Source organism: Chloroflexaceae bacterium, assembly GCA_025057155.1.
Taxonomy (GTDB): domain Bacteria; phylum Chloroflexota; class Chloroflexia; order Chloroflexales; family Chloroflexaceae; genus JACAEO01.
In genome coordinates this window covers 219,796-237,409 of the sequence record JANWYD010000002.1, presented here as the reverse complement: position 1 = coordinate 237,409, position 17,614 = coordinate 219,796, and the positions used below count along the sequence as shown (strand labels likewise).

At 65.8% G+C, this 17,614-nt stretch carries 14 protein-coding genes; 6 read left to right on the top strand and 8 right to left on the bottom strand.

From position 1 onward, the window contains the following. Positions 1 to 50: 50 nt before the first annotated feature. From NZU74_02280 to NZU74_02255, 6 genes are all read right to left on the bottom strand, one after another. The gene (locus tag NZU74_02280) at positions 51 to 1,283 is read right to left on the bottom strand and encodes an ABC transporter ATP-binding protein (protein ID MCS6880135.1); all 1,233 of its coding nucleotides are present in this window, start codon (positions 1,281 to 1,283) and stop codon (positions 51 to 53) included. Next, positions 1,280 to 3,181: an ABC transporter permease gene (locus NZU74_02275; GenBank protein MCS6880134.1), complete on the bottom strand. Its 1,902-nt coding sequence runs from the start codon at positions 3,179 to 3,181 to the stop codon at positions 1,280 to 1,282. Before NZU74_02275 ends, NZU74_02280 begins: the two co-directional genes overlap by 4 nt. Positions 3,182 to 3,208: 27 nt before the next feature. After that, on the bottom strand, positions 3,209 to 5,098 hold the full coding sequence (locus NZU74_02270; protein MCS6880133.1) for a polysaccharide deacetylase family protein: 1,890 nt from the start codon (positions 5,096 to 5,098) through the stop codon (positions 3,209 to 3,211). A gap of 204 nt (positions 5,099 to 5,302) precedes the next feature. After that, positions 5,303 to 5,587, bottom strand: a complete 285-nt coding sequence (locus NZU74_02265) for a hypothetical protein (GenBank protein ID MCS6880132.1) — start codon at positions 5,585 to 5,587, stop codon at positions 5,303 to 5,305. A gap of 246 nt (positions 5,588 to 5,833) precedes the next feature. Beyond that, on the bottom strand, positions 5,834 to 6,907 hold the full coding sequence (locus tag NZU74_02260) for a 3-deoxy-7-phosphoheptulonate synthase (GenBank protein MCS6880131.1): 1,074 nt from the start codon (positions 6,905 to 6,907) through the stop codon (positions 5,834 to 5,836). A gap of 36 nt (positions 6,908 to 6,943) precedes the next feature. Beyond that, entirely contained in the window at positions 6,944 to 8,905 is a 1,962-nt protein-coding gene (locus tag NZU74_02255; GenBank protein MCS6880130.1) for an alpha/beta fold hydrolase, read from the bottom strand. A 454-nt stretch (positions 8,906 to 9,359) separates the two neighbouring features. On the opposite strand from NZU74_02255, the gene NZU74_02250 reads away from it, so the two are divergent. Next, on the top strand, positions 9,360 to 9,608 hold the full coding sequence (locus NZU74_02250) for an NAD(P)H-dependent oxidoreductase subunit E (protein MCS6880129.1): 249 nt from the start codon (positions 9,360 to 9,362) through the stop codon (positions 9,606 to 9,608). Here the strand turns inward: NZU74_02250 and NZU74_02245 are convergent. After that, entirely contained in the window at positions 9,538 to 10,668 is a 1,131-nt protein-coding gene (locus NZU74_02245; GenBank protein MCS6880128.1) for a hypothetical protein, read from the bottom strand. The two genes, NZU74_02250 and NZU74_02245, sit on opposite strands and share 71 nt — an antisense overlap. 180 nt (positions 10,669 to 10,848) lie before the next feature. Here NZU74_02245 and NZU74_02240 point away from each other — a divergent pair, with 180 nt between their 5' ends. The 3 genes from NZU74_02240 to NZU74_02230 all read left to right on the top strand — a co-directional run bounded on the left by NZU74_02240 (position 10,849) and on the right by NZU74_02230 (position 13,715). After that, positions 10,849 to 11,250 carry a metallopeptidase family protein gene (locus NZU74_02240; protein ID MCS6880127.1) on the top strand — a complete coding sequence of 134 codons (402 nt, stop codon included), beginning with the start codon at positions 10,849 to 10,851 and terminating at the stop codon, positions 11,248 to 11,250. Positions 11,251 to 11,252: 2 nt separating this feature from the next. Then, positions 11,253 to 12,515: a glycosyl hydrolase family 18 protein gene (locus NZU74_02235; protein ID MCS6880126.1), complete on the top strand. Its 1,263-nt coding sequence runs from the start codon at positions 11,253 to 11,255 to the stop codon at positions 12,513 to 12,515. A 156-nt stretch (positions 12,516 to 12,671) separates the two neighbouring features. Beyond that, positions 12,672 to 13,715, top strand: coding sequence for a hypothetical protein (locus NZU74_02230; GenBank protein MCS6880125.1), 1,044 nt, complete (start codon positions 12,672 to 12,674; stop codon positions 13,713 to 13,715). A gap of 141 nt (positions 13,716 to 13,856) precedes the next feature. On the opposite strand, the gene NZU74_02225 is transcribed toward NZU74_02230, so the two are convergent. After that, entirely contained in the window at positions 13,857 to 15,053 is a 1,197-nt protein-coding gene (locus NZU74_02225) for an aminotransferase class I/II-fold pyridoxal phosphate-dependent enzyme (protein ID MCS6880124.1), read from the bottom strand. A 256-nt stretch (positions 15,054 to 15,309) separates the two neighbouring features. Here NZU74_02225 and NZU74_02220 point away from each other — a divergent pair, with 256 nt between their 5' ends. Both NZU74_02220 and NZU74_02215 read left to right on the top strand, forming a co-directional pair. Continuing rightward, positions 15,310 to 16,287: a bifunctional enoyl-CoA hydratase/phosphate acetyltransferase gene (locus NZU74_02220; GenBank protein MCS6880123.1), complete on the top strand. Its 978-nt coding sequence runs from the start codon at positions 15,310 to 15,312 to the stop codon at positions 16,285 to 16,287. 38 nt (positions 16,288 to 16,325) lie between these two features. After that, entirely contained in the window at positions 16,326 to 17,519 is a 1,194-nt protein-coding gene (locus tag NZU74_02215; GenBank protein MCS6880122.1) for an acetate kinase, read from the top strand. Positions 17,520 to 17,614: the final 95 nt, after the last annotated feature.

Sequence of the window (17,614 nt, the reverse complement as noted above, 5' to 3'; positions counted from 1 at the left end):
CCGTGGGCTCAACCCGGAGGGTTGCGCTACATCGTCCGGCTGCCGATCGTTTAATGCACACGCCATTCCCCCGGAATGGCGACCATCCCATAGCGATCGCGGCCCGAACCATGCACAACGAACGGATAGAGGCGATCGTGAAAGTCGTAGACGTGCGTCTGGGTCCGGTCAACCACGGCGACGCTGATCTGAAAGCGCCCCGTGTTCAGTGGCAATGATGGCAGATGGTAGTCAATCTGCCCGCACCCTTCGATGGCAGGGATTGGCACCTCGTCGAAGCCAGTGTTGGGTCCGCTGAGCCAGGTGCCATTTTCGTGAAAGATGCCCACGCCGAACACCGGTTCGTTGATCCGTTCATGGGCCTGATAATACATCCGTATAGTCATGGAATCGCCCGTGTGAAAAACGCTGCGCTCTTCCCCCGCAGCATCGAGGAGCTGGACGCGGACAATCTCCACCTCGCGGCTGCCGCGCCGGAAGACCTCCTCCTCCGTTGCAGGCGCGCGCAGGTCGGGATGCTCCGCTGCAAGACTTTCCTGCTCCTTGCGGTTCACGTCGGCCAGATAGGCGTCGATCACCTTCCCGGCGGGGCCACAGGCGCGAGCCTCGCCGTGATCGAGCCAGAGGGCCACATCGCACAGCGAGCGCACCACTTCCAGGGCGTGCGAGACGAAAATGATCGTTTTGCCTGCGCGACGGAAGTTATAGATGCGCTCCAGGCACTTGCGCTGAAAGGCCTCATCGCCCACTGCCAGCACCTCATCGGTGATCAGCACATCGGGGTCAACCGCGGTGGCTACGGAGAAGGCCAGGCGCGTGTACATCCCCGACGAGTAGTGCTTGATCGGAGTCTCGAGAAAATCGCCGATGTCGGCAAACGCGACAATCTCTGGCAGCCGGCGTTCCATCTCGCGCCGGCTCAGGCCCATCAGCGAACCGTAGAGGAACACGTTTTCCAGGCCGGTCAACTCCGGGTGGAAGCCGCTCCCCAGTTCGAGCAGCGCGGCAATGCGACCCCGCGTGCGCACTGCGCCGCTGTTCGGCTCGAGAATGCGCATGATCAGCTTCAGGGCCGTGCTCTTGCCGGCGCCGTTGTGACCTATCAGGCCGAAACTCTGCCCCTGCTCGACACAGAAGCTGACATCGCGCAACGCCCAGAAGGCATCGGCGCCCGGCGGGCGCCGCTGAAACAGCCCGATGGCCCACTCCTGCACCGTCCGGCGCTCAATCCGGTGGCGAACGAAGTACTTGCTCACCTGCTCGAACTCGATCACCGGACTCACAGCGCCTCTCCGAAGTTGCGCGCAGCGCGCTGGAAGACCCACATGCCGATCACCAGGAACAGGCCCGCGGTGATGCTCACGCGCAGTACGCTATCGAGGGCCGGCAGGCCCGGCGTGGGGATCTGGCCTGTGGGAACCGGGTTGCCGTAGAGGATTTCGCGGTAGAACTCGATCAGCGAAGCCATGGGGTTCAGCCAGCGCACCAGGCGAGCGGCCAGGCCGTCGCCGAAGACGCCCAGCGGGTAGATCACGGGCGTCAGAAAGAACCAGATGCTTACCAGAATGCCCACCAGATGCACCACGTCGCGAAAGAAGACCGCCACGGCGCCCAGGAAGAGGGCCATGCCGGAGAGCATGATCACCTGGATGATGAGCAGCACCGGCAGGTAGGCGAAGGTCCAGGCGAAGTTGAGCCGGCCGATGGTCAGGAGTTGCACCACGATCATCAGCAGCAGCATCATCGGCAGGGAGAGCAGATAGTTGACCATGCTCGAAAAGACCGCCGTCAGAGGCAGCACCTCGCGGGGAAAGTAGACCTTCTTGATCAGGGCGGCGTTATCAATCACGCTGCGGGCGCCGGCCGTCACCGCCTCGGCGGTGAAGTTCCACGGCAGCAGAGCAACGATGAGGAAGATCGGAAACATGGCGATGCTGCCCGGCAGCAGCAGGCTGAAGACCAGCACATACACCAGCATCATTCCCAGCGGCGCCAGTTGCGTCCAGAGATAGCCGAGGGCGCTGCCCTTGTAGCGCGCGCGCAGGTCGCGCAGGACGAGGTTGCGGATCAGTTCACGGTAGCCCAGGATCTCGCTGACGCGGGCAGCGATGCCGGCGCTACGGTCCATCGCCACGCCGGCCACGCCGATGGCCAGGCCAAAGAGGGCCGCCAGGGCCAGGAGGTGGGGCACGTAACGTGGTTCGGGCGCCGCAGGCAGGGTCGCAGCGACGCGGTGGGCCGCCGAAGGCTGGTCGGGGTCGAAGCGCGCCCCGTAGGTGACAAGGACGTAATCCAGGGCGGCCTGAATAGCCCGCAGACGGGCGATTTCGCGGTTCCGCTCAATCAGTTCGACACGCGCCCTGGCATCGGCCTGGGCGCAGATGTCGAGGGCCTGCTCGCGCGCCGCGGTGCCACTCGCCCCGCTCGTGCCGCACAGGGCGTCGAGGGTGGCATTGCGCGTATTGATGGCGAAGCGCCACAGGTCGTAGCGCGCCTCCAGGGCGCGGGCCAGGTCGCTGAGTTCTTCGCGGGGCAAGTCGGCGATCAGCCGCGGGGTAGATACCGGTTCCAGGTCGCGCGACATGGGGAAGGCGTTCAGGCGCAGGATGTCACGCAGGAGCGCATCGAAGGGCGCGGGCGCGGGGCGGCCTTCGGGTTCCAGGGCCAGCCAGAGTTCCCAGCCGAGCATGTTGCGCAGGATCTCGCGCCCGCCGGCAGCGCGCACATGCCGCGCCAGGGCCTCGGCCCCGGCATTGGCCAGGTCCTGGGCCTCGGCAGCAGTGGGGCCGAGGCCACGCACCTCCACCACGCCTGGTTCGCGCGGCGTGAAGATAACGCGGAAGTCCGGGCGCCCGAAGCGCACATCGGCCCGCGCCAGCCGGTCCTGGCGCATGGACTCGGTGGCGTCGTTGATGGCGATGTCCAACCCCGTGACTCCCGGGGCCACCGGCTCGTAGATCGGGCCATAGCGCTGCAGGTCAAAGCGCGTCTCGGCCTGGGCGACGTAGATCACCGGCTGGGAGAGCGCCCGTGGCGCGGCGACGGCGAGGGTGCCGGTGATTGCCAGCAGGAGCCATAGCCAGTGGTACAGCTTCATGCCCAGCAGCGGCGCGCCAAGCAACCCGAAACTCGCGCGCAGACGCGCCAGGGGACCCGCGCCTTGCTCAAACGTCCTGGCCATGGCGAGCCTCACGCTGATGACACGAACTCACGGCGTCACCCATATCCGTACCTCCGCCGTCTGTCCGGCGGGCAGATCGAAGGCGGCAAGGCCAGCAGCGAGCCACCATCCCCGTCCGGCGGGAAGCCCCTGTTCGTAGCGGACCAACTCATCGCCATTGACCGTCACGCGCCGTGTGTTCGCGGGCAGTTGCAGGGCGAGATTGGCGAGATCGGCGGCGCCAGGATTGATGAGACGCACGGTAATGACGCCTTCCTCGTCCGGCTGCGCGGCGACCGGTTCGACCCTCACGGCGGCGAGGGCGGCCTGCCAGGCGGCGATTTCGCCAAGGGGCGCCACCCAGAGGCGCCGGTCGCGCGCAACGCGCCCTACCACCTCTTCCCATGCCCGGATCTGCTCGGGCGAGGTGACCTCCTCGGTGTGCGCCCAGAGGTCAATCGCGCCCCCGGCGGCGACGGCGCGTTCGATCTGTCGCAGGGCCAGGCCAACGCGCTCAGGGGTCAGGTAGAAGTCGGGACAGGCCAGGATGCGTTCCTCACGGCCCGGCAGCCAGCGGCAGCGCGGCTCGAGCGTCACGCCGTCGGCATCGGTCGGAAACAGATTGTACTGCATCTGGTTACTCAGCCGGGTAACGCTGCGGATTCCGCCCCGTTCGAGCACGTCCCAGTTAGCGTCGCTCATGCCAGCGCTGCCGCTCCAGGGGAAGGCAAGGGAGGTGGCCGGGGCGACGCCACGTTCGGCGGCCGCCTGGTTCCAGGCTTGCAGGTCGGCCGCCCAGGTGGCCGCGTCGGCCAGACCGCCATAGAGGTGGCTGAAGGTATGGCTCTGGATCTCATGGCCGGCATCGCGCAGGGACTGGATCAGGTCGCCGAAGTACCAGGCCGGATGGCTGCGATAGGTGCCGAAGGGATCATCAGCGAACCAGGGCGTATACGTCCAGCGATCGGTGACCCAGCCATTGGCCGGACTGGCCCAGGCGAACACCGGGTCACCCATGAAACGGCGGCGCTCGAGATTGCCGGTGAGGAAGTTATAGCCAGTAGCGTAGTAGGTGGCGCGCACGCCGTAGGGCCGGAAGAGTTGCAGCGTGGTGGTGACCCCCTCGCGCATCCTTAGCCCGCGCGCCTCGGGGTCCTTATCGTAGTTGGGGTCGCCGACCGAGCGCGAGTGGATCAGACCGCCCATGGCGGTTTCCCAGTCAAAGGTGAAGGCCACAGCGGCCTGACGGCCCAGGGGCCAGGCCGCCACGCGGGGCGGCTCGGCAGCGATCGCGGGCGCGGGCGCGGCCAGACCGGCGAGGGCGGCGCCCCCACGGCGGGCGCGCATTGCATCGAGGTAGATCCGGTCATCCGAAGCCGGCTCGATGCGCACCACGAGGGAACGCGCCTCGGGCGGGGCGACGAAACTGCCCTGCAGCCGCGACCAGTCGCGGGGTGGCGCCTCCGGCGTCCAGAGGGTCACGGGCTGCCAGAGAGTCGCCGCCTCGCCGACGGTTGCCCCGGAAGCATCGCGCCAGTCGAAGACCAGGCGCGCGCGGGTAGGGGATCGCTGCTCGGAGTCGGTGAGAGAGAAGCCGCTGAAACAGTAGCGTTCGCCGGGCTGCACCGGAATGGGCGGAGTCTGCACGTAATTGGCGATGCCGAGCAACTGCAGGGCCCGCCCGTCGCCGTCGAGGTCAAAGCCCTGCCCGTCAACCGCGGGGCCGCGCAGTTCCACCCCCCCGGAGCGGCGCTGCCAGCCAGCGGGCATACCTGTGGCCTCAGCGGGGACCAGGCCGGCATTAGGCAGCAACTCGGCGGCAACAATAGGCACGAAGGCGCACCGGGCGACCCGTTGTTGCACGTAGATCAGCGCGCCCAGGACGCCAACCAGCAGACTGACCATCGTCGCGCCGAGAAGCAGTCGTCGTGAAACCATGGCATCAGCCGCCATCGGTGCTCAAGGCGCGAACAGCCATGGGCCGTTCGCGTAAACGCCCAATTCTAGCACGGATCAGCGCGTCGCCGGACGACGCCCGGCTGAGGGCGAGGTGAAGAAGGGATGATGTCCGCTGGGAGATTCGGCAAGGGCTGCGTTTCTCAGGAACGCTCGTTTCTGCTCCCGACAGCGCAGCGAAGCCGGCTAGCGCAGATAGCGCGTTGCCAGCACCAGGGTGGCGATCCCGATCACGATGAGCGGCGACATGCGACGCAACCATATCAGGACGGGATCGGACTGCACAAACTGCTCGGCTTCGGGGAAGTGGCGCGCCAGGTGCAACAGGCCCAGCGCGATGATCGCCAGGGTCAACATCAGACTGCCGGTAAGCAGCCAGGCGAAGCAGAGCAACGCCGAGGTGCCGATAATCGCCCAGTAGGCCAGGGCGTTGCTCTCCGGCGGCTTGTTCGATCGTGGCTCGTCGGTCATAGCATATTCTAAGCAAATGGTTTATCGCTGCAAGTTGCGATTGTACTGGGAGAATCTCTTCCAACAAAAAATGTGCAACCAGACTTGCCGGTTGCGTGCTGCATTCCTCTCCAGTATACCCCTGACAGTTACATGATTGCGCGTTATGTCAAAACATAGTTATGCCGGGCAGCCTTCTGTCTTGCCGCGACCCGTGGTCCAGGGCCGGATCAGGCAGGGGCGACCGCCTCCGCCGCCTGATGGCCGCTACCGCGCCCGTTCCAGCGCCAGGCGCGCCTCGTGGAGCATCAACTCCGTGGCGGCCCAGCCCACGCAGCCATCGGTCACGGAGACGCCGTAGCGCAATTTCGACCGATCGGCCACAAATGGCTGTTTGCCCTCCTCCAGATTGCTCTCGACCATCATCCCGATGATCGGGGTTGGCCCGTGAATTACCTGCTCGACGACGTTGTACCAGACCGTCTCCTGGCGCCGGTAGTCTCCACCAGCGTTGCCGTGGCTACAATCAATCATCACGGCGGGACGGAGCGACGCTTCACGCATCAGGCGCGCGGCCCGCACAACATATTCGGGGTAGTAATTGGGGCCGTGGCGCCCCCCGCGCAGAATGACAAAGCTATCAGGGTTGCCGGTGGTCTTCACCACCGCGCTGCGCCCGCGATCATCAATGCCCAGGAAGCTATGGGATGCAGCGGCGGAGACGCAGGCGTTGACCGCCGCCTCGATGCCGCCGTCGGTGCCGTTCTTGAAGCCTACCGGCATCGAGACGCCGCTGGCCAGCGCCCGGTGGGTCTGGGCCTCGCTGGTGCGCGCGCCGATGGTGGCCAGGCTGATCTGGTCGTCCAGGTACTGCGGGCTGATCGGGTCGAGCATCTCGGTAGCCACCGGGATGCCGAGTTCATTGATCTCCATCAGCAAGCGGCGAGCGATGTGCAGTCCGGATTGCATATCAAACGAACCGTCCAGATGCGGGTCATTGATTAGACCGCGCCAGCCGACGGTGGTGCGGGGCTTCTCCAGGTAGGCGCGCATAATGAGCACCAGTTGCGTGCTGAGATCATCCTGGATGCGGCGCAGGCGGCGGGCGTACTCCAGGGCGGCTTCGGGATCATGGATGGAACACGGGCCAATGACCACGAGGAGTCGCCGATCCTCGCCACGCAGCACGCGCCGGATCACCTCGCGGGCGGTAGTCACCGTGCGGGCGGCGGTCGGAGTGAGAGGCAACTCGTGTTTCAACTCCAGCGGCGGCTGGAGCGGGGTCAGTTCACGCACGTGCAGGTTTTCAACCTGCCTGGAAAGATCAGGGTTGTTATCCATACCTCCTTGCCTCTTGCGAGGCCCGGCGGGCCGGCTCTACCCCGCCGGGCCGGCAATCAACCCGCGGCTGGCGGCATCGGCAGCCAGGGCATCTGTCGTGGGGGCCAGCACCATTGGCACATTGAGGCGCCGGGCTTCGGCGCTCAGGGCGCGCACTTCCTCAGCGCGGCGTTCGTGGCTCACATGGCGAATGTAGATAGCCACCACGCGCCCGGGATAGGTGCGCGCAACTTCCAGGTAGATCTCCGGGTCGTGCTGGCCGCTGTCGCCAATCAGCACCAGCCGCAGATGCGGATAGGTCGTGGCGATACGTGCGATAGCCGCCAGTTTGTGCCGCCGATGACCCTTACGGACCAGACGGTCGCGGTCAAGACCATAGTCAGTGAGAAACAACGGCCCCGGAGGCAGGCCGTGATAGGCCAGAAAATCAACCAGAAAGTCGTACAGGTTCCACGGGCTGCTCGATACATAGAAAATGGGATTCTGGCTCGAACCGTCCGGTCCGGCGACGAGCGCCCGGTAAAGCGCCGCCACGCCTTCGAAGGGCAGGCGCGTGCGCGCGTTGTGCAGAAAGGTCAACGCAAGCATCTTGAGCGCGTCCGTGGCGTAGGTCTGCAGCACCGTATCGTCAATGTCGCTCACGATGGCGCACCGGGCGCCTGCTGGCGGAACGAAGACCTCGCCAGCAGCGCGCACTCCCAGGTCTGGCAACTCCAGGTCTACGATTTGCACGGGCGCATCATGAAGGGGGGCGCTCGGTTGCAGGCTGAGGTGAAAATAGCCCTCCACGTCGGTCATGGTTTCAGCCACCGCCTCCTGAAACCTGGCGCGCACACGCACGTAGGGCAATTCGCGCGAGCCGAAGCGGCGCCAGTTGGCGCGCAGGTTGGTCCAGCGAGAATCCGCATCGTCAGCAGGCTTGATGCCCCGATCTTCGAGCACGCGCCCGCTGAGGTGCAGCATCGCCGGCGTGCCCATCCCCCGATAGGGAACGATCAGCGCTGGACCGGCCCGCCGCCTGCGGCGCCGTAGCCGTTCGAGCAAAGTTTCCGTGTCCATGGCGGCGCGACTGAGGAACCGTTGCAGACGCATCAGCGTTACCTGTCTTGTTGAAAACGTAGGCGTGTGCTCGAAAAGGTGCGCATCCGCCACGGTCTCCCATCCATCGGCAAGAAAGGCGCGCACGGCTTGCTCAAAGGCCTGGGGGCGCTCATCCATCGGATTGTGCAGCGCCCCGGGAATCTCCACGAAGCGCGCCTGCGGAATGCTCCGGGCCAGACGACGGGAGTGCTCGCGGGGCACCAGCGCGTCGAACTGCCCGCTGATCACTAGCGTGGGCACGTGAATACGCGCGAGCCGGCGACCGGCGCGGGCGCGGAAGAGGGCGCGGTAGGTCCGGTACAGCGCGTCGGGATCGGCGCGGGCCATGTAGGCGCCGCGTCGCAGCCAGGGCCGCACCCAGCCGCCGCGGTGAGCATGGGGCACCTGCGCGCCCAGGGGGCTGAAGAGGCGCGCGACGAACAGTACCAGGCGAAAGATCGCCCAGCCGAAGGTAGGGAACAGGTAGGTTCGGGCGAAGCGGGGCATCCGGAAGGCATCTACCGCCGCGTCCACCAGCACCAGGCGGCGCACGAGGTCCGGGCGGCGCAGGACCAGAGCAATGGCTACGGCGCCGCCCATGGAGTGGCCGATCAGCACAATCTCGCGGAGATCGAGGCTGTCGCAGAACGCGCCGACGGCGTCGGCCAGTTCGCGAATGCTGTCGCGGCGGTGGAGCGGCGAGTCTCCATGGCCGGGGAGATCGAGGGCGTAACAGCGATAGTCACGGCCCAGGCCGCGGAGGGTGTTCCACCACAACTCTTTGAAGGCCCCCCAGCCGTGGAGCATCACCACAGCCGGTCCGCGCTCACCTGCCTGGAGGTAGGCGATGTCGAGCGTGGCAAGATGCCGCGTAGTAATGTTCGCCCAGGCTGTTGCTTGCACACCCGATGGATTCATCGCCACAAATCTCATTTCTTGTATTATACTTCACCATATTGGCGAGGCGCGTTAGAGCGCCGACCGGAGTGCTTGATCTCCTGAGGACCCTGAGCCGTGTGGCTCACGGCGCCTGTGCAGCCATCGTTGGGAGTCATTCGTTTCGAGAACCGCTACAGGGAGAAACGCCGGTTTGCCCTATGGCCCTCTTCAGATGGAAAGCCTGCAGCGCAACCCTCCATGTTGCACAGTGGGCACTCCTGGGTTTCCTGCTCCAGGGCCAGGCGTCAGTGCGTGACATTTCCGCATCATCGCCTGAGATTTCGCTAGTACATACTTTACAAACCGCTGCCAGACCGTTTACACTACGGAGGGGCTGTCATCCCGCCACCAGTGTCGTGTCGTCGAACCTATACGATATGCTACGCTCCATGGATACCGGCAGCGCCTTCAGCGTCTTGAAAGGTTTGCGTTCATGCCCCTCGACCTGATTTTTTGCCGCCACTGCGCGATCAGTCGCCCCAACTTCCTGGCGATGGTCAAGCGCCTCGCCGCTGCGCATCCTCAGGACATCCAACTGGTCGAGCTTGACTGCATGGCCGCCTGCGACGATGTACCGGCGGCGATGATCGATACCGAGTACTTCCCCAGGGTTAATCCTCGCGAGTTCGAGCAGCAAGTGTTGGAGCGCCTGCGCGCCCTGCAAGGCGTGACGCGCGACTAGTACGCCGGGATTCCACGATGACCCGCCCGGGTGCGCGCCGCCTGGCGTCAGGCGCGCACCCTGCCCAGTCGCCAGCCCATCTGGCCTTTTCTCGCGGTCTCTCTCTGAACCGGCGCCGGGATGCTCGCATCCAATCGCCCGGCGCCCGGTCTCGTCTTGCCGCCTGACAGAACGTGACGGGATCGAGCATGAGGTTCTGGCACGCCTGGTAAGGGTGTATCGGCGCCGCCTCCTCTCCAGAGCCGGCAATCAAGGCCCGGGCGAGGGGCAAAAAGGCCGCGGCCCGGCGCACGTAGTCGCGGGCGGTAGGATTGGCTCGAATGGCCTGCGGGTCCACGATCCCCTGGTTGTGCCAGGCCGCCAGGGTTTGCCAGGTGACCGGCGCACCCTCCAGGACCGCGCGATAGAGTCCCCGTTCCAGGTTGGCCGCCAGATAGGCGACCGCCAACTCATCGCGGCTGATTTCGGCATTGATCGCCGCCAGCAGCTCAGCCGGATGCGCATACGCCGCCAGGTTGATTTCGCTGCCCTCGACACGCACCGGCATATGGATCATCCGCCCATCGGCCAGGGGCAATTGCTGCTGGAGGATTTCCAGGGCCACCGAGGGTCGCAGGTTGACTGGCCAGACGCTGAAGTTGCTGCCGGGCAGGCGCTGGTTGACCACCTGTTGCAACCGCTGGTACAGCGGGGTAACGAGCCGCAGTGGCGGCACATCGTCCTCCAGCCAGCCGAAGTTCTCGTTGTAAATAATCAACGCGATCACCACCGCAAAGCTCTCGTCGTCCATACCTGAGAGTTCGGGGTGATTGTGACGCTTCGCCGCCGCCAGGATCACGGGGCGAAGCCGTTCCAGGCGCCGGGCCAGATCAGGGCGCACGAAGGGCTCGATAGCCGGTTCAGGCTGACCAGACGGATGCAATTGCCCGCTGACGCTTTCCTGGTCCACCTGCGCCGCCGACGGCGTCTCTCGCGCCAGAGCGGTCGCGAGACGTCCGTGCGCCGCGGCGCGAAGCAGGCTGAGGAGCAGGCAGAACGTGAACAAGACTCGCCAGATCATGCTTCCTGTATGGATGGTTCACCGGTTCCTCCGGCGCCCCATCGCGCCCGGCGCGTGCGCGGCCCGTCATGGCGCGCGCTTCGAGTCTACCACGATTTCGCGCGCCTCATACGTGGCGCGATTGTAGCCCTTCCACCGTCTGAGTGAGCGACGCCCATGCGCGTTCGTCAGGTAAAATGCTTGACACCCGTTCACGTCGAAGCGTATAATGCCCCTATGGACAGCGCCAGGTTTGAACAGCTCGTCATCGAGGCTCTGGACAGCCTGCCCGATGAGTTTTCCGCCTATCTGGAAAACGTTGAGATCATCGTGGCGCGCCGGCCCACCCGCGAACAGCGCCGCATGTTGGGGTTGAAACCCTGGCAGTCGGTGTATGGAATGTACCACGGCGTTCCACTCACCGAACGGGCGGGCAATTCCCTGGTGATGCCCGACACGATCGTGATCTTTCAAGAACCGCTCGAACGCGATTTCCGCACCATCGAGGCGCTGCGCGCCCAGGTGCGGCGCACCGTGCTTCACGAGATCGCCCACGTCTTTGGCATCAGCGATGATCGCCTGCGTGAGCTCGGGGCTTACTGAATATGCGACGCCCGCCCCCCTTCGGCGCTCTCCTCCTCGGCGCGCTATACATTCTCGCGCTGCTGGTTGCCGGCTTCCTGTTCGCTGAGACGCTTAACCTCGCCCGGCGGCTGCCCGAGGTGCAGGCTGCCGCGGCTACCGCGCAGGTCGCCCCGACCAGCATGCCCGCGCCGCCCCTGCGTATCGTATTGCCAACTCCCGTGCCGCCCACACCGGTCCCTACCGCCGCCGATCCTCGTGCCGGCCCGGTCAGTTACCATCCTAAGAGCGGGCGTTACATTGTGGTCTGGTTGCCGCCGCTGTTTGAGGGCGGCGCGCGTGAGTCGTTTTTCGCTAATGCCGACATTATTGACGACATCAGCCCCTTCTGGTACTCCACCGACGCCAGCGGGCGGATCTACGGAACCCGCAACGACGATCTGGTACGCATCGCCCACGAGCATAACGTCCGCATCATTCCATCGATCCACAATGTGACCGCCAATCCGAACGCCGTCGTCACGGTGCTGCGTAACCCGCAGCTTCGCGCCCGCCACGTGCAGAACATTCTGGATGAGGTGCTGGCCCGCGGCTACGACGGGATTGATATTGATTACGAGGGTCTCGATCCTGCCCTGCGCAGAGATTTCTCGGCCTTCATCGCCGAACTGGCCGCAGCCCTGCACCGCCACGAGCGTGTGCTCACCGTGGCGGTGCACGCTAAGGACAGTGATTGGGGCGGTCTGGGCGGCTTTCAGGACTGGGCGGAACTGGGGAAACACGTTGACCAGCTGCGGATCATGACCTACGATTACCACTGGCGCGGGAGCGGCCCCGGCCCGGTGGCTCCGGCCTACTGGATCGAATCAGTCGCCGAGTACGCCCGCTCGGTGGTCGATCCCTCTAAAGTGCTCATCGGCGTGCACTTCTACGGCTATGACTGGCCGCCCGGCGGCCCGGCAACCGCCCGCCCCTGGAAAACCCTCGAAGAGATTATCGCCACCCAGGGCGTGACCGTGAACTTCCGCGAACGGGACGCCCGTGGTCGAGTCGGGGAAAGCACCTTTTCTTACCGCTCGCCTCAGGGCTGGCGCGAAGTCTGGTTCATGACCGAGGTGGGCCTGGCCGATAAAATTAAGACCGTCCAGACCCAGGATCTCGCCGGCATCGCCATCTGGCAGCTCGGCTACGAACAACCTGAGTACTGGCGCGCCATTCGCGCCAGCCTGGTTGAAGACGCCACCCTGGTGCAACGGGCGATTAATCCGCTGTTGCCGGACCATTAGGCGTCTGTCCGCCCGGACCATATGCGCAACCCCCCGGGTTGCGCACGGGGATGCGCGCTACAATCGGGCAGAGGTGTGGGGAAGTCGACTTTTCCCAACCTCCTCCAGGCGGTGAACGCCCGTATATGATACGCCGCGCCAAATCTAAATCCCACTATGGCCAGCAGCACCGAAACGGCAGTCAAAGTGAACATCGGCGAGGCCCAGAGCCTGTACCAGCGAGGCGTGGCTGCTGCCCGCAGCGGCCAGAAGCGCATCGCCGCCGGTTTACTGACCCGTTCGCTGCAACTCGACCCGAGCTGTGAACTGGCCTGGCTCTGGCTCAGCGGCGTGCTTGACGACCCCCACGAGCAGGCCTTTTGCCTCGAAGCGGTGCTCAAGCTGAACCCCAACAACGAGTATGCCCGGCGCGGGTTGCGCTTGCTTCGCGAACGCAGGGGTTATACCGGCGCGGCTCGTCCGGCGCCCGGGCTGGCCGAGGCGATTGCTCCCTCCTCAGCCGCCGCCAACCGGCGCGACGTGACCGACCCTGCCTGGTGGATCGCCTGGCGCCATTCGCGCCGCGAGACGCGCCGGGCGCGGCTGTTGCTCTGGGCCTTCCCCATCGCCTTGCTGCTCGTGGCCCTGGCGCTGCATCAGAGCCTGATCATGACCATGCAACGCGCCTGGGCCACGTCGCCGGTCGCCGACGAGGCCGTCTTCAGCGTGGCCCTGACCACGCCCGTTCCGGCTACGCCTACCATCGCGCCCATCCTCGAAGCCGAACCGCTCGCCGTCGTCGAGGGACTGACGGTGAGCTACCTGGCCGCCTTTGAGTCCGTGCGGGCCGATCTGCGCGCCGCCACCGCAGCCTATCGCGAAGCAACCAGCCGGCCCGGCGGCGCCTCGGTAGGGCACGTGGCCGCCACGCAGCGGCTGCGCGCCGCGGTCGAGACGGCTATGGCCGCCATGGGCCAGTTGCGCCCGCCCGGCACACTCCAGCAGGCCCACGACGACTATCGCCGGGGCCTGGAGTTGCAACTCGCCGGCCTCGATGCGTTGCTGGAGTTCTACAGCGGTTACGATGTCGCCAATGCCAACCGCGCTGCCCAGCGCTTCCAGGAGGCCCGCGCCTACATCGAACGCGCCCAGGCCACCCTCGCCGGTCAGGCCCGCCAGCTCGCCGAAATGAGCCAGGTCTCCTCACAGACGGCGCGGTGACTGATGTGTGGAGCTAGCTACGGAGATGATCGGCGGCAACACTCGACCCGACGCCCCCTCCACACCTCTACACCTCCACACCTCCACACCTCCACAAGCCCGTTCTTGGAGGTGTTGACACATTGATGAGCGGGCCCTCCGTTACCGCATCTCCCCCTTCCCCAGGCGTCCCAGGCGTTCCTCCGCGGCCTGCAACGTCTCCAGACGCTTGGCGAAGCAGAAACGCGCCAGCAGCGGCGCCGAGGCCCGGTCGGCGTAGAAGGCTGAAGGCGGAATAGCCGCCACCCCCACCTCACGGGTGAGCCAGCGGCAGAAGTCAGCATCGTTCCCAAACCCCGTTCGGCTGATATCCACCATAATGAAGTAACTGCCCTCGGTTGGCAGCGCAGGCAGGCCTGCGCCCTCCAGGATTGCGCGCAACATCTGGTAGCGCCGGGCGTACTCGGCGCGGAACTCTGCGTAGTAGCCGTTGGCAAGGGCGCCCTCCAGGGCCGCTGCGGCAGCAACTTGCAGCGGCGTGGCTGTGGCGAAGGTCACCCACTGGTGGACGGCGCGCAGGGCCCGGATGAGCCAGGCCGGCCCTACAGCATAGCCGATCTTCCATCCCGTGAGACTGAAGGTCTTGCCCGTGGAGTTGATCGTCAGCGTGCGCTCCCACATGCCGGGCAGGGTGGCGATCGGCAGGTGCGAGGCGCCTTCAAAGACCAGTTGATCGTACACCTCGTCGGTGACCACCAGGGTGTCGTGTTCGAGGCACAGGGCGGCAATCAACTCCAGTTCGCCGCGGCTGAAGACCTTTCCGGTCGGGTTATGGGGCGTGTTGAGCAGCAGCAGGCGCGTGCGGGGGCCGAAGGCGGCGCGCAGCGCGTCGGGGTCGAAGCGCCAGGCGCGCTCGCCCGGCGCGGGGGGGTGCAGACGCACCAGGCGCGGCACACCTCCGGCCATCGTAATATCGGGCACGTAGGCATCGTAGAACGGCTCGAAGACGATAACCTCGTCGCCGGGATCGATCAGCGCCTGCATCGCCGCGAACAGGGCCTCGGTCGCGCCACTCGTGACCGTCACCTCGTGGGCCGGGTCAAGGTCGCGCCAGCCCTGGGCGCGCCAGGTTGCGGCAATAGCCTCGCGCAATCGCGGAAGGCCCTGGTAGGGAGCGTACTGGTTCATATCCGCGGCAATGGCCTCGGCGGCGGCCTGCTTCACCCAGGCCGGCCCGGCGAAGTCGGGGAACCCCTGGCCCAGGTTGACCGCCCCGCACTCCAGGGCCAGGGCGCTGATCTCAGCGAAGATCGAGGTGCCAAAGCTGCTGATGCGAGCGGCGGCGCGAACATGGCTCATCGCAAGCTCCTGCGGCGCTGGTGCTATGGGTAAACGAGCGCCCTGTATGGTACCACAAGGGTGGATTTGGGATTTGGGATTGGGCGCGGGAGATCTGGCGGCCCCGGTGACCTGGAGCTATTTCGCTTCGTCGTTTGACATGCTGCGGCAATATGTCCATGATACAAGGGGTGTGAGGAACGGCGTTTCCCCAACCCCCTGGACTTGATGGCAGGGAATGCGCCCTCCCCGGAGAACAGAGGAGAGGAGAGGAGCAATGTCTGGCGAGAACACCAACCGGTCTACGGTCCTGGGCGACAACGAGTTCGACGGCTACAAAATGCTGATGGATGCGGCCAGGGAGGCCGAGCCGATCATCGTGGCGGTGGCCCACCCCTGCGATGACACCTCGCTGACCGCCGCGGTGGACGCGGCGCGCGAAGGGCTGATCAAGCCGATCCTGGTCGGTCCGCAGGCGAAGATCCGCGCCGTGGCCGAGCGCGAGGGGCTAGATCTGACGCCGTTCCCGATCGTGGACGCCGCCCATAGCCATGAAGCGGCAGCCAAGGCCGTGGCCCTGGTGCGGGCCGGCGAGGCCGAGGCGCTGATGAAGGGCAGCCTCCACACTGATGAACTGCTGGCCGAGGTGGTTAACAGCACCACCGGGCTGCGTACCGGGCGGCGCATCAGCCACTGCTTCGTGATGGATGTGCCCACCTACCCCAAACCGCTGATCGTCACCGACGGAGCGGTGAACGTGGCCCCGGATCTGATGGCGAAGCGCGACATCGTGCAGAACGCGATCGATCTCGCCCTGGCCCTCAAGATTCCCGAGCCGAAGGTTGCTATTCTCGCCGCGGTCGAAACGGTCAACCCGGCTATGCAGTCCACCATTGACGCCGCCGCGCTGTGCAAAATGGCCGATCGCGGGCAGATCACCGGCGGCATTCTCGATGGCCCGCTGGCCTTCGATAACGCCATCAGCCCGGAGGCGGCGCAGACCAAGGGCATCCGTTCGCCGGTGGCCGGGCAGGCCGACATTCTGGTGGTGCCCGATCTGGAAGCGGGCAACATCCTGGCCAAGCAACTGACGTTCCTCGCGCGGGCCGAGGCAGCGGGGATCGTGCTCGGGGCGCGCGTGCCGATCATCCTCACCAGCCGCGCCGACAGCGTGCGCGCCCGATTGGCCTCGTGCGCACTCGCCGTGGTGCTGGTCCACGCCCGCAAGACCGCCCAGGCCGCCGCGGCGACGTAACTGGAGCATTGGCTGCGAGCCAGGAGAGGAGGGGTCACGTGACCAAAGATATTCTGGTGCTGAACGCCGGGTCATCGAGCATCAAGTTCACGGTGTACACCTACGCCGCCGATAACGCCAGTTTCACAGTTCGCTTCAAGGGACAGATCGAAGGCATCGGCACCCAGCCTCGCTTCAAGGTCGAGGACGGCGCCGGCGCGACGGTGCACGAGGATTCCTGGGCGCCGCGCCCGGTCGGTCGCGGGCATGCCTATGCCCTGGAACGGCTGGCGGCGTACCTTGATCCACAGTTGCCCGAGGAGGGTCTGCTGGGCATCGGCCACCGCGTGGTGCACGGCGGCACGCTCTACAGCGCCCCCGTGGTGGTTGACGAGTCGGTACTGGCGACCCTCGAAACCTTCGTGCCGCTGGCCCCCCTGCACCAACCCGCCAATCTGGCCGGCATCAGCGCGACGATGGATTTCCTGCCCGGCGTGCCGAATGTGGCCTGTTTTGATACCGCCTTCCATCGCACGCACGCGCCGGTGGTGGAGCGCTTCGCCATTCCCGAGGAGTTCTATGCCGAAGGAGTGCGGCGTTACGGCTTTCACGGCCTGTCCTACGAGTACATCGTCCAGGCCCTCCGCATCGTCGCGCCGGAGATCGCCGATGGGCGCGTCATCGTGGCCCACCTGGGCAACGGCGCCAGCATGTGCGCCATCCACCAGGGTCGCAGCGTCGAGAGCACCATGGGCTTCACGGCTCTCGACGGGCTGCCGATGGGCACCCGCTGCGGGCAGATCGATCCGGGGGTGTTGCTCTACCTGATGCAGGAAAAGGGCATGGGCGCCAAACAGATCGAGGACCTGCTCTACAAGCGCTCCGGGCTCCTCGGTCTATCGGGGATCAGCAACGATATGCGCACCCTCCTCGCCAGCAACGACCCGCGCGCGGCGCTGGCGGTTGACTACTTCATCTACCGCATCGTCCGCGAGACCGGCGCCCTGGCCTCAGCCCTGGGCGGCCTGGATGCCGTGGTGTTTACGGCCGGCATCGGCGAGAACAGCGCTCCGATTCGTGAACGGGTCTGCCGGGGCCTGGCCTGGCTGGGCGTGAAACTGGACCCCGCAGCCAACGAGCGCCGCGGGCCGCGCATCTCCACCTCCGACAGCCAGGTGTCGGTGTGGGTCATTCCCACTGACGAGGAGCAGATGATCGCCCGCCATACCGCCAGCTTGCTGCACCGGCGCTAAGGAGGTTGCCGGCGGTACATACAGGGGGAGGGGAAACCGGGTTGCTCCTCCCTCTGGTTCATCAATGGACAACCAGGCGTCCCGACAGGCTCGCC

Bases quoted from the DNA above. Each gene is read 5' to 3' on its own strand.
- NZU74_02275 (MCS6880134.1), bottom strand. From the start codon at position 3,181: ATGGCCAGGACGTTTGAGCAAGGCGCGGGTCCCCTGGCGCGTCTGCGC.
- NZU74_02270 (MCS6880133.1), bottom strand. From the start codon at position 5,098: ATGGTTTCACGACGACTGCTTCTCGGCGCGACGATGGTCAGTCTGCTG.
- NZU74_02265 (MCS6880132.1), bottom strand. From the start codon at position 5,587: ATGACCGACGAGCCACGATCGAACAAGCCGCCGGAGAGCAACGCCCTG.
- NZU74_02260 (MCS6880131.1), bottom strand. From the start codon at position 6,907: ATGGATAACAACCCTGATCTTTCCAGGCAGGTTGAAAACCTGCACGTG.
- NZU74_02255 (MCS6880130.1), bottom strand. From the start codon at position 8,905: ATGAATCCATCGGGTGTGCAAGCAACAGCCTGGGCGAACATTACTACG.
- NZU74_02250 (MCS6880129.1), top strand. From the start codon at position 9,360: ATGCCCCTCGACCTGATTTTTTGCCGCCACTGCGCGATCAGTCGCCCC.
- NZU74_02245 (MCS6880128.1), bottom strand. From the start codon at position 10,668: ATGATCTGGCGAGTCTTGTTCACGTTCTGCCTGCTCCTCAGCCTGCTT.
- NZU74_02235 (MCS6880126.1), top strand. From the start codon at position 11,253: ATGCGACGCCCGCCCCCCTTCGGCGCTCTCCTCCTCGGCGCGCTATAC.
- NZU74_02230 (MCS6880125.1), top strand. From the start codon at position 12,672: ATGGCCAGCAGCACCGAAACGGCAGTCAAAGTGAACATCGGCGAGGCC.
- NZU74_02225 (MCS6880124.1), bottom strand. From the start codon at position 15,053: ATGAGCCATGTTCGCGCCGCCGCTCGCATCAGCAGCTTTGGCACCTCG.
- NZU74_02220 (MCS6880123.1), top strand. From the start codon at position 15,310: ATGTCTGGCGAGAACACCAACCGGTCTACGGTCCTGGGCGACAACGAG.